A 12,353-nucleotide genomic window follows, 5' to 3' on the forward strand; every position below is an offset into this window, starting at 1 on the left:
GGCTTTGATGACCTAAATGTTGCGTTAAAACAAATTTTATTCATAAACAATTGAACAAGTGGATTAAAGTTAATCAATATCTAAAATAAACCTTAATCTATTGCTGTATGTTAGTGTATGTTTTTGTAATAATGCATTAGTTTTGTTATTACGTAATATTTAGAGGATCACACTCCTATGGCGGAAATTGAGAATCGCCCAAGTAACTTTATTAGAACCCGAATTGATGAAGACTTAGCAAGTGGAAAACATGCGACTACGCATACACGTTTTCCACCTGAACCAAATGGTTTTTTGCATATTGGCCATGCCAAATCAATTTGTTTAAATTTTGGTATCGCTAGAGATTATAATGGCTTATGTAATCTACGTTTTGACGATACAAATCCAGAAAAAGAAGACATTAACTACGTTAATTCTATTAAAGAAGATGTGCAGTGGTTAGGCTTTAATTGGGATGGCGACATAAAGTATTCTTCTAACTATTTTGATACTTTATATGGTTACGCAGTAGAGCTTATTGAAAAAGGCTTAGCGTACGTTTGTTTTTTAACTGCAGACGAAGCACGACAGCACCGTGGAACATTAAAAGAGCCAGGTAAAAACAGTCCTTATAGAGATACTTCAGTTGAAGAAAATCTAGCGTTATTTGAAAAAATGCGCGCTGGCGAATTCAAAGAAGGTGAATGTGTACTGCGTGCTAAAATTGATATGGCAAGCTCATTTATGGTGCTTCGCGATCCAATTATTTACCGTGTACGTTTTGCTCATCATCATCAAACAGCTGACAAGTGGTGCATTTACCCAATGTATGACTTCACTCACTGTATTTCTGATGCGCTTGAAGGTATTACACATTCATTATGTACATTAGAGTTTCAAGATAACCGTCGTTTATACGACTGGGTACTTGATAACATTAGTTTAGAATGTCACCCACAGCAAATTGAGTTTTCGCGCTTAAATCTTGAATACACTATTATGTCAAAGCGTAAGCTAAATGATTTAGTAGTAAATAACTATGTAGAAGGGTGGGATGACCCTCGTATGCCTACTATTGCAGGTTTACGTCGTCGTGGTTATACACCAGGTTCAATCCGTGAATTTTGTTTGCGTATTGGTGTAACAAAACAAGAGAATATGGTTGAAATGGGCATGCTTGAAGCCTGTATCCGTGAAGACTTAAACGAAAATGCACCACGTGCAATGGCTGTACTCGATCCTGTTAAAATCGTTATTGAAAACTACGATGCAGATAAAGTTGAAACTTTATCAGTGGCTAATCACCCAAATAAAGAAGAAATGGGGCGTCGTGATGTTCCATTTACTCGTGAAATCTATATTGAACGAGAAGACTTTAAAGAAGAAGCGAATAACAAATTCAAACGTTTAGTACTTGATAAAGAAGTACGCTTACGTGGTGCTTATGTTATTAAAGCGCAGCGTGTTGAAAAAGACGAAAATGGCGAAATCACAACTATCTTCTGTACTTACGACAGCGAAACACTTGGTAAAAACCCAAGTGATGGTCGTAAAGTAAAAGGTGTTATTCATTGGGTTTCAGCACCAGAGTCTATTAGTGCAGAAGTTCGTTTATACGACCGCTTGTTTAGCGTACCAAATCCAGCAGCTGCAGAGGAATTTGAAACTACGCTAAACCCGGAGTCACTGGTTGTTTTACCTAATGCTAAATTAGAACCATCGCTTGCTAATTCACAAGCAGAGCAGGGCTTTCAGTTTGAGCGTACAGGTTATTTCTCTCGTGATTCTAAATCAGAGAACGTTGTATTTAATCAAACAGTGGGTCTTCGCGATTCATGGTCTAAAACTCAATAAGTAATACCAATTCGCTTAATTAAGTGATCTATTTTGAGGCTGGAAAAACGTGTTGATAGCTAGGCAAAAAATTCGCTATTTAGTTGTTCTAAATGAGCATTTTTTAACGCAGGTAGCGACACGTTTAGCCCCGCGAAATGATCAAGTATTATTGCGGATTGGTATAATACTTAAAATATACCCAGGATTTACTGGGTATATTTATTACTATTGTCTTTTAGGCACAAAAAAAACCTGCACTTAGCAGGTTTTTTTATTGCTTTTAAAAGCGATATTAGCTGTTAGCGTCGCTAAATTCTTTACACGCTGCTTTATCATTACACTCACCGTATAAATACAAAGAATGGTTTGTAAGAGTAATACCATTTTCTTCAGCAATTTCTAGTTGACGACGCTCAATCATGTCATCTTCAAACTCTACCACTTTGCCACATTTCAAACATACTAAATGATCGTGGTGAGTGCTTCCAGAAAGTTCAAATACTGATTTTCCGCCTTCAAAGTGATGACGGCTTACAATACCCGCATCATCAAATTGGTTAAGTACGCGGTATACAGTTGCAAGACCAATTTCTTCACCTAGATCCAAAAGAATTTTGTAAACATCTTCAGCACTGATGTGTTGGTTATCTGGAGATTGTAAAATCTCTAATATTTTAATACGCGGTAAAGTTACTTTTAGACCGGCTTTTTTAAGTTCCAAGTTATGATCAGTCATTAAATCTGTCTCAATTTTATTTGGTTATACTAGACATCTTGCAAAGATGTACACGACACATTAGCAACAAACAGGATAACGTGCCTAAGCGTTAAGTGCAAAGAACAATTGATATATATTGCCACTAAAGCTTAAAACGCTAACTGTTTGATAATTATTTAAACAGCTAGCGATATATGCAGTAAATTAGTCAGCTAATTCACTTAAACACATTTCTTCATATACTTGAGCAGACCATGCTTTAACACGTTGTTCTGTAAGCTCTGGTTGACGGTCTTCGTCGATACCCAAACCTACAAAGTGCTTATCATCAGCCATACCTTTAGACGCTTCAAAGTCATAGCTTTCACTTGGCCAATGGCCCACAACAATAGCGCCACGTTCAGTAACAATATCGTTGATCATGCCCATTGCATCTAAAAAGTACTCAGCGTAATCTTCTTGGTCACCACAACCAAAAATAGCAACAAGTTTACCTTCAAAGTCTACTTCCTCAAGTTCTGGAAAAAAGTCATCCCAGTCACATTGAGCTTCACCGTAGTACCAAGTAGGGATACCGAATAAGATTAAATCAAATTCAGCAATCTCTTCTTTAGAGCTTTTTGCAATATCATGAACAGCCACTAGCTTTTTACCCAATTCTTTTTGGATCATTTTTGCTACGTGTTCTGTGTTACCTGTGTCACTTCCGAAAAAAATGCCTACACTTGCCATGGATTTAAAACCTTTTATGTATCAATAGCCAATCTTTCTTGTAAAATCGTTTCAATCAGCGCACTACGGCTAATATTTTGTGCATCTGCCATATCACTCAATGCTTGATATAACTGCGATGAAACTTTAAATTCAACACGCTTTAAACCACGTGCTTTATCTCTTTTTATTTGATTACGTTTATTTACCTTTAACTGCATATCCCGAGAAAGGGGATTGGTTTTAGGTCTGCCTGGGCGTTTTTCGTATTCAAATAAATCGAGTGTAGTTCTATCTGTTTCTGACTTCGCCATGCTTAACCTACACCTGCGCCTTGCCAAAATACTTGAATAAGCCCTTTAGCAATAAAGCCTGAACAACCTAAAAAGAGCACGCCCCAAACAATGTATTGTCCGAACTTTGGTACATTGCCACTTTTTAGTACGTCTTTAATTGCCATGCCGATGAATATGAAAATACCGGCTAAGCCAAAATACAACCCTAGGGTATCAAATTCGTTAATTAACTGACTGACCATCAACGTATAACCTTTAAATTAAACGGCGCGTACTATAGCATATAAATATTCATATATTTAGTGCGCTGAATTAAAAACACGCGATTAAAATTGCTTTAAACCGCAGTTAAAAAGTCATTTATCGCTTTATTAACAGCAAGAGGCTTTTGAGCATGAAGCCAATGACCTGCGCCATGAATAATTTTAGCCTTGGTGTTTTTAAAGCGTGCTGTAATTGCAGTACGATGCTCGGGCAATATATAGTCAGAATCATTACCTTTGATGAAAAGAGTATCGCATAAACAAGAATTGTTTTCATTAACATTGGACGTGATTGTCGAATATTTTTCGTCAAGCACATTTAGGTTAAATCGCCATGCAAAATGACCTTCTTCATTTTTAGCGAGGCTTTTAAGTAAAAACTGTCGAACCCCCAGCTCTTCAATATAAGGCTGCATAATTGCATCAGCTTGCTTTCTATCGTCTATTGACTGCGTTGAAACTGCTTTTAATGCTTGTAATATTTTTGTGTGGCGAGCAGGGTAACTAACAGGTGCGATATCAAGTACAACCAATTTATTTACCAGTTCAGGGTGTGTTAGTGCTAATTCCATTGCGACTTTCCCACCCATAGAATGCCCAACTAAATGAGCTTTATCTATGTTTAAATGTGCTAATAACTCGACAATATCTTGAGCCATTGCAGGGTAGTTCATTTCATCACTATGAGGAGAAAGCCCGTGGTTGCGTAAATCAACGTTAATAACATTAAAGTGTTCACTTAATGGTTTTGCGATTACATTTAGGTTTTCTAATGATCCAAAAAGTCCGTGGATCAAAATAACATTAGGGCCTTGCCCTTGTTGCTTGTAATTTAACTGCATACACGCCTCCTGAAAATTTCGCCATAGTTTGCCGAGCATTGCTCTAAAAAGCAAAAAATACAGCGACTATTTATTAAATTGGGCTTTTGTTTGTTAAATCAACAACAATCTAGTAAATATTAATATGTTTACGGGAGTGCTTGTTGTAACTCGCATTTCTGATTGGTTTGGGTATAATCACACGGGAGAAAAAAATGTGACCCGTAATGACAGGAAGAACATGAAACAAATCGACATAGACGACGAGTTATATCAGTATATTGCAAGCAATACGCAAAGTATTGGTGAAAGTGCATCCACTATTTTACGTCGTTTATTAAATCTGAGCGGCGAAAAAATTCAAACCGCAAACGTAGAACTAACTCAAAATAATCAAACTGCGACTACGTCTACCGCCACATTAAAAAGCTCAGAGCTACCTGCTGCTGAGACTGCAAAAAAACAAACGCCTGTAGCTCACGCACCCGTGAAGCAAAAAAGCGATAATGTTTTTAATGTATTAAATAAAGAAGAGCTGGCAATGCAGAAGGGTGTTGTTGGGCGCTTTTTGTTTATTTTAAGTGCATTTTACCGCACACATAAAACTGATTTTTCGGCTGTACTAGATATTAAAGGGCGTGACCGTGTTTACTTTGCTACTAGTAAAGAAGCCTTAGTAAATAGCGGTAGTAGTATGAACCCTAAAAACATAACTGATAGTGAATATTGGGTTATGACAAATTCTAATACAACGCGTAAAAAAATGATGCTTCATGAAGTTGCTCTTTGCCTTGGATATAGTGCAGAGCAAGCTGAAAAAATTCGCGATTACCTGTAAGGAAATATAATGGCTATTCACTCAGGCGCAGGCAAAACTGCTCCACAATCAGCACTGGTTAACGTACCTAAATTAGTATCTGCGTATTACTTAAACGAACCTGATCTTGAACAAAATCCAGAGCATTGTGTTGCTTTTGGTACATCAGGCCACCGTGGTTGTTCTTACGATGTTAAATTTAACGAGTCACACATTTTAGCGATTACTCAGGCTATTTGTGATTATAGAAAACAAAATGATATTTTTGGTCCGTTATTTTTAGGTAAAGACACACACGCACTGAGTGAGGCTGCATTTAATTCAGCTATTGAAGTTTTAGTTGCTAACGAAGTGCAAGTGATAACGCAAGAAAACGGTGACTTTACACCAACGCCAGTTATCAGCCACGCCATAGTTAGCCATAACAAGCTGCACCCAAATGAGCTTGCAGACGGGATTGTTGTTACGCCTTCACATAACCCTCCTGAAGATGGTGGCTTTAAATACAATCCACCTAATGGCGGACCTGCTGATACCGACGTCACTAAGTGGATTGAAGACAGAGCAAATCAACTTTTATTAGAAGACTTGGTTGAAGTTGAGTTATTCCCATTCGCTAAAGCTTCACGTTCAGGCTTTATTCGCTACGAAGATTTAATGACTCCTTATATTGATGATTTAGCAAATATCGTTAATTTAAAAGCCGTTAGCGATGCAGGTATCAAAATTGGTATCGATCCACTAGGTGGTTCAGGTATTAATTTTTGGCCTGTTATTGCTAAAAAATATAATTTAGATTTAACCGTCGTTAATGATGTTGTTGACCCACGTTTTGCTTTTATGCCACTTGATAAAGATGGCAAAATTCGTATGGATTGTTCATCACCTTATTCAATGGCAAACCTTATTGCATTAAAAGATGACTTTGATGTGTCTATTGGTAACGACCCTGACTACGATCGCCACGGTATTGTAACGCCAGATGGTTTAATGAATCCAAACCACTTTTTAGCAGTGGCAATTGATTACTTACTTAAACACCGTGATTGGAATGAAACAGTAGAGATTGGTAAAACACTGGTTTCTAGCTCTATGATCGATAAAGTAGCAGCGCGCAATAATCGAAAAGTAAAAGAAGTACCCGTAGGCTTTAAATGGTTTGTTGAAGGCTTAAGCAAAGGCAAGCTTGCATTTGGTGGCGAAGAAAGCGCAGGTGCTGCATTCTTACGTTTTGATGGCTCTGTATGGTGTACAGATAAAGACGGCTTTATTATGGGACTACTTGCTGCAGAAATACTTGCAGTAACAGGTAAAACTCCATCAGCGCTTTATAAAGAACTAGAACAAGAGTTTGGTTCTCCAATTTATAAACGCCTTGATGCACCGGCCTCAAGCGGCCAAAAGTCACGTTTAAAAGCATTAAGTGCTTCTGATGTTAAAGCAGATACACTTGCTGGCGAACCTATTTTGCAAAAACTGACTCATGCACCAGGTAACGATGCGGCAATTGGTGGTTTAAAAGTGGTCACTGAAAATGGCTGGTTTGCAGCGCGTCCATCAGGTACTGAAGATATTTATAAAATATACCTTGAATCATTTAAAGGTGAAGAGCATTTAGCGTTACTTGAAAAAGAAGCTAAAAAGCTTGTAGATTCAGTTATAAGCTAACTTAATCTAATAATTTTAAAACGGCTGATTTATTCAGCCGTTTTTGTTTCTATACCTCTACCTTGTGCATATATATGCATAAGAGTTTACTCTCACATTATTTTTAAAGGGCTTATTACATGTCAGCCAATCCATCTTACTTAAATGAATTAAAACAAACGGGCGATTTTTTAACGCTTAGTCGTGACAACGAATGGCATTTAGATGCAGGTGAATTTGTTTTAGATAATGGAACCCGTGTAAATATACACGATACCGGTGTAATTGAGTTTCAACCTGCTGTTAAAACAAGCAAAGATGTAATTTATTCAAGCGCTGTACACGGTAACGAAACTGCGCCAATTGAAATTTGTGATGCGCTCATTAAACAAATTATAAAAGGTGAGCTAGTCCTTAAACAGCGTGTTTTATTTATTTATGGTAATCCACAATCAATTAATATTGGCCTGCGTTTTGTAGAAGAAAACTTAAATAGATTATTTAATGGTTACCATACAGTTGAAGGTGTACCAATGAATAATGAACGAAACCGCGCTGCAAAGCTTGAGCAATACGTAAGTGACTTTTATGCCCGTGGCCAGCAAGGCAGTAGCCGATGTCATTACGACTTACACACTGCAATTAGAGGCTCTAAAAACGAAAAATTTGCTGTGTATCCATTTTTACATGGTAAGCCATGGAAAAAGTCACAGTTACAATTTTTATTGAGCTGTGGTGTAAATACCGTACTTATGATGAAATCACCCGCAACAACGTTTAGCTATTATTCGTCGTTTGTTCATGGTGCAGACTCGTTTACGGTAGAGCTGGGTCAGGTTAAGCCATTTGGCCAAAATGATATGGCCCGCTTTGAAAAAACAAAGCAAACATTAACTGCATTAATTAGCCAAAATGAAGTTAAATACCCTGATTTTAATGCAAGTGAGTTTGAGTTATTTGCAGTGCACCGCACAATTAATAGAACGCAGGATGATTTTAGTTTCCCTTTTTCTGATGATGCTGAAAACTTTACTGGCTTTGCGAAAGGTGAACTACTTGCAACCGACGGTGATACAGCGATTTACGCTGACGTTGAAGGTGAGGCTATTATATTTCCAAATGCGAGCGTAGCATTAGGCCAAAGAGCACTGCTTACTGTTATTCCAATGGATATTGATAGCAATTTCGTCTAATTAAACTCATCAGACCACTACTGGCTTCAAGTTAACTATATGATTACTATTAATTAAAGTAACCGTATCGTTAACTTGCCACTTATTTAACCTGTATTTGCTTTTGTTTCGTCCCAGATGTGTTGAATAACACTTTACGTTAACGTAAAGTGTTGGCAGCTTTAATTAAAGATAGTGCAGATGTTGCAAAGTTTAACCAGCAACAATCACCCACAATAATAATTTAAAGGGGCACTGTTTTACCGACAACAAAAGAAGGTAGGTTATGAGTAATCCAAATAACGTATCGCTGAATATTAACCACGAGCTTGAATTTATTGATGGCCAAGCACTTAATATTCCAACCCTTAGTATTTTAACTGAGGACGGCGACATTCATCCTAGTGCAACAGCACCTGATATTTCAAAACATACCGCTATTAAGTTATATGAAACAATGCGTTTTATACGTTTGTTAGATGAACGTATGCAAGGCGCGCAGCGCCAAGGTCGTGTTAGTTTTTATATGCAATGCCTAGGCGAAGAAGCCGCAGTTACAGCCTCTGCTGCTGCTCTTGATCAAGACGATATGATCATGGCTCAATATCGTGAACAAGCTGCACTACATTATCGTGGTTTTACACTCGATCAATTTATGAACCAAATGTTCTCAAATGAATTGGATTTAGGTAAAGGTCGCCAAATGCCAATCCATTATGGCTCTAAAGCGCTAAACTACATGACGATTTCATCGCCACTGGGTACGCAAATACCACAGGCAACAGGTTATGCATATGGTCAAAAAATAAAGCATATCGACGCTAAAACAGGTGAGCTTGCAAGCACAATTGATAACGTGACTATTTGTTACTTTGGTGAAGGTGCTGCATCAGAAGGTGACTTTCATGCGGGCTTAAATATGGCGGCTGTTCACAAAGCGCCGGTTATATTTTTTGCACGTAATAACGGCTATGCCATATCTACCCCTGCTGATGAACAGTTTAAAGGCGATGGTATTGCGTCGCGTGGTGTAGGTTATGGTATTAAAACAATTCGTGTTGATGGCACAGATGCACTTGCTGTGTATACAGCGACCAAAAAAGCACGCGAAATAGCCTCAACACAAGGTGAGCCTGTACTTATTGAATCGATTGCTTATCGATTAGGCGCGCATTCTACATCAGACGATCCCAGTGGTTATCGCTCTAAAGATGAAGAGGCAAATAATCAAATCTGTCCTATTGATAAATTTAGAAAATGGTTGGTCAAGCAAGATTGGTTAAACGAAGAAGACGACATAAAAGCAAAAGAGTCGATTCGTGAAGAAATTTTAGCAGCGCTTAAGCGTGCTGAAGTTGTTGCCAAGCCGGCTTTAGAAGAATTGGTATCTGACGTTTACGATACACCAATTCCATTATTGCAACGTCAGTACGAGCAATTAAAAGAACATATAAAACAGCATCCAGATGCTTACCCAGTAACTGCAGGGAGAATTAAGTAATGGCTAAAATGAACATGCTCCACGCAATTAACTCTGCCCTCGATATTACGATGAACGAACACCCTCAAGCCTGTATTTTTGGCGAAGATGTTGGTTACTTCGGTGGTGTATTTAGAGCAACATCAGGCTTGCAAGAAAAGTACGGTAAGCATCGCGTTTTTAATACGCCTTTAACCGAACAAGGTATTTTAGGCTTTGCTAATGGTTTAGCGGCATTTGGTGCGCCTGCATTAGCAGAAATTCAATTTGCTGATTATATTTTCCCAGCGTTTGATCAAATAGTAAATGAAGCCGCTAAATTTCGTTATCGCAGTGGTAATGAATTTAATGTAGGTAACTTAACTATTCGTACGCCTTATGGCGGTGGTATTGCTGGTGGCTTATATCACTCGCAATCACCCGAAGCTTATTTTGCACATACACCGGGCTTAAAAGTGGTTGTACCGCGTAACCCTTATCAAGCTAAGGGTTTATTACGTGCCTCTATTAAAGATGATAACCCTGTCATATTTTTTGAGCCTAAGCGTTTATATCGTGCATCAACAGGCGAAGTGCCAGAAGAAGATTATAGTATTGAATTAGGCACGGCTGAAGTAGTACAAGAGGGTACCGATATTACGCTTTTAGCGTGGGGTGCTCAAATGGAGATTATTGAAGAGGCAGCACAGCAAGCAAGCGAGCAAGGTATAAGCTGTGAAGTAATAGATCTTCGTAGTATTTTACCATGGGATGTTGAAACGATTGCTAAATCGGTTATTAAAACCGGCCGTTTAATTGTGAGCCATGAAGCGCCTATAACTAATGGCTTTGGTGCCGAGATAGCAGCAACAATACAACAAGAGTGTTTCTTGCATTTAGAGTCGCCAATTTTACGTGTATGTGGTCTAGATACACCATACCCGTTGGCACTTGAAAAAGAATACGTACCGGACGCACTAAAAGTGTTGGCTGCAATTAAACAATCAATGGATTTTTAGGGGTTACCATGGCGAAAGATTTTATATTACCCGATATTGGTGAAGGCATTGTTGAATGCGAAGTTGTTGAGTGGCTAGTTCAAGAAGGCGATACCGTATCTGAGGACCAGCCAATTTGTGATGTGATGACAGACAAAGCATTAGTACAAATTCCAGCAGTGCATGATGGCATTATTTCAAAGCTATATTATCAAAAAGGTGAAATTGCTAAAGTACATGCTCCTTTATTTGCTATGGATGTAACTGGTGATAGTACGAGTAATGAAGTAGTAGAAGAGCCTGTACAAGCTGAAAATCAAACTAATAACAATGCATCTGATGTAGTTGAAGACTTTATACTCCCTGATATTGGTGAAGGTATTGTCGAATGTGAGATTGTTGATTGGTTAGTCGCAGAAGGTGATGAAATAGAAGAAGACCAAGCGGTTTGTGACGTAATGACCGATAAAGCATTAGTACAAATTCCGGCAAAATATACAGGCACAGTAAAAAAACTATATTACCAAAAAGGTGAAATAGCAAAAGTACATAGCCCGTTGTTTCAAATGACAATTGCAGGCAGTGCAGTAAAGCCAAATGTTGATATAAACCAAGCGGTCGTAAAGGCTCAAACTAATGCCGTCGCTGAAAAAGTTGCCTCTGTTAAAACGCAGCAAGCTGCAAAGGTTATCAATCAGAAAGCGGTGGCGTCGCCTGCAGTTCGTCGTAAAGCTCGTGAGCTAGATGTTGATTTAACGTGCGTACCAGGTAGTGGAAAAAATGGACGTATTTACAAGCAAGATATTGAAGAGTTTGTAAAAGGCGAAGTGCCAAATACTATTGATACTTCACCGCTTAATAGCGATGCTTCTCAAAGTGCAGTACAAAACCAAACACAGAATCAAAGCGGTGGTGTACGAGTAGAGCAAATTAAAGGCATTAAAGCGGCCATGGCCAAGCAAATGGTGGCATCGGTTTCAACTATTCCGCACTTTACGTTTAGTGATGAAATAGACTTAACACAGCTTATAGCTTTGCGCAGCTCCTTAAAAGAGCAGTACAAAGCACAAGGCGTAAAGCTCACCATGATGCCATTTTTTGTAAAAGCACTCTCGCTAGCAATGAAAGAGTACCCTGTACTTAATTCAAAAGTGAATGATGATTGCTCAGAGCTTACCTATTATAACGATCATAATATTGGTATAGCAGTTGATTCAAAAATTGGCTTGTTAGTGCCTAATATTAAGTCGTGCCAGAGTAAGAGCATTGTTGATGTGGCAAGTGATTTAACCCGCTTAACTCATTCTGCGCGAGAAGGGCGTGTTGCACCGGATGATTTAAAAGGAGGGACGATTAGCATCTCTAATATTGGTGCAATTGGCGGCACTATCGCAACCCCCATCATTAATAAACCAGAAGTGGCTATTGTTGCATTGGGTAAACTGCAGCACTTACCGCGTTTTGATGAAAGTGGCCAAGTTGTGAGTAAAGCTATTATGCAAGTGAGTTGGTCTGGCGATCACCGTGTTATTGATGGCGGAACGATTGCTCGCTTTAATAACCTATGGAAATCGTACTTAGAAAACCCTTCGGCAATGATGATGGCAATGAGTTAATAATATAATTGTTTAAA

The 12,353-nt window shown here is 38.5% G+C and carries 12 protein-coding genes; 7 read left to right on the top strand and 5 right to left on the bottom strand.

Annotation, left to right across the window (positions count from 1 at the left end; all coding sequences use genetic code 11):
* The first annotated feature begins 177 nt into the window (after positions 1-177).
* Positions 178-1,836, top strand: coding sequence for a glutamine--tRNA ligase (gene glnS, locus H5159_RS02450; protein WP_182779644.1), 1,659 nt, complete (start codon positions 178-180; stop codon positions 1,834-1,836).
* A gap of 274 nt (positions 1,837-2,110) precedes the next feature.
* Here glnS and fur read toward each other — a convergent pair whose 3' ends face one another.
* The 5 genes from fur to H5159_RS02475 form a co-directional block, all read right to left on the bottom strand.
* Positions 2,111-2,554, bottom strand: coding sequence for a ferric iron uptake transcriptional regulator (gene fur / locus H5159_RS02455; RefSeq protein WP_002962922.1), 444 nt, complete (start codon positions 2,552-2,554; stop codon positions 2,111-2,113).
* A 186-nt stretch (positions 2,555-2,740) separates the two neighbouring features.
* On the bottom strand, positions 2,741-3,268 hold the full coding sequence (gene fldA / locus H5159_RS02460) for a flavodoxin FldA (protein ID WP_007586856.1): 528 nt from the start codon (positions 3,266-3,268) through the stop codon (positions 2,741-2,743).
* Between the two features lie 14 nt (positions 3,269-3,282).
* Positions 3,283-3,561 (bottom strand): LexA regulated protein, encoded by a 279-nt coding sequence (gene ybfE, locus H5159_RS02465; RefSeq protein WP_002962928.1) that lies wholly within the window; start codon positions 3,559-3,561, stop codon positions 3,283-3,285.
* Between the two features lie 2 nt (positions 3,562-3,563).
* A complete protein-coding gene (locus H5159_RS02470; protein ID WP_002962930.1) occupies positions 3,564-3,785 on the bottom strand; it encodes a DUF2788 domain-containing protein in 222 nt (73 codons plus the stop codon).
* A gap of 95 nt (positions 3,786-3,880) precedes the next feature.
* On the bottom strand, positions 3,881-4,648 hold the full coding sequence (locus tag H5159_RS02475) for an alpha/beta fold hydrolase (protein ID WP_002962931.1): 768 nt from the start codon (positions 4,646-4,648) through the stop codon (positions 3,881-3,883).
* Positions 4,649-4,868: 220 nt separating this feature from the next.
* Between H5159_RS02475 and seqA the strand changes: the two genes are divergently transcribed.
* From seqA to H5159_RS02505, 6 genes are all read left to right on the top strand, one after another.
* Positions 4,869-5,465, top strand: coding sequence for a replication initiation negative regulator SeqA (gene seqA, locus H5159_RS02480; RefSeq protein WP_182711206.1), 597 nt, complete (start codon positions 4,869-4,871; stop codon positions 5,463-5,465).
* 9 nt (positions 5,466-5,474) lie between these two features.
* Positions 5,475-7,112, top strand: coding sequence for a phosphoglucomutase (alpha-D-glucose-1,6-bisphosphate-dependent) (gene pgm / locus H5159_RS02485; RefSeq protein WP_182692743.1), 1,638 nt, complete (start codon positions 5,475-5,477; stop codon positions 7,110-7,112).
* A gap of 119 nt (positions 7,113-7,231) precedes the next feature.
* Positions 7,232-8,284: a succinylglutamate desuccinylase gene (gene astE / locus H5159_RS02490; protein ID WP_182779645.1), complete on the top strand. Its 1,053-nt coding sequence runs from the start codon at positions 7,232-7,234 to the stop codon at positions 8,282-8,284.
* Positions 8,285-8,549: 265 nt separating this feature from the next.
* Positions 8,550-9,764 (top strand): thiamine pyrophosphate-dependent dehydrogenase E1 component subunit alpha, encoded by a 1,215-nt coding sequence (locus tag H5159_RS02495; RefSeq protein WP_182737360.1) that lies wholly within the window; start codon positions 8,550-8,552, stop codon positions 9,762-9,764.
* Positions 9,764-10,741, top strand: coding sequence for an alpha-ketoacid dehydrogenase subunit beta (locus H5159_RS02500; protein WP_165723475.1), 978 nt, complete (start codon positions 9,764-9,766; stop codon positions 10,739-10,741). The genes H5159_RS02495 and H5159_RS02500 overlap by 1 nt, the downstream gene beginning before the upstream one ends.
* A gap of 8 nt (positions 10,742-10,749) precedes the next feature.
* Entirely contained in the window at positions 10,750-12,336 is a 1,587-nt protein-coding gene (locus H5159_RS02505) for a dihydrolipoyllysine-residue acetyltransferase (protein ID WP_165723474.1), read from the top strand.
* Positions 12,337-12,353: the final 17 nt, after the last annotated feature.

Origin of the sequence: Pseudoalteromonas sp. SG43-1, assembly GCF_014164415.1 — a bacterium.
Classification (GTDB): Bacteria; Pseudomonadota; Gammaproteobacteria; order Enterobacterales; family Alteromonadaceae; genus Pseudoalteromonas; species Pseudoalteromonas distincta.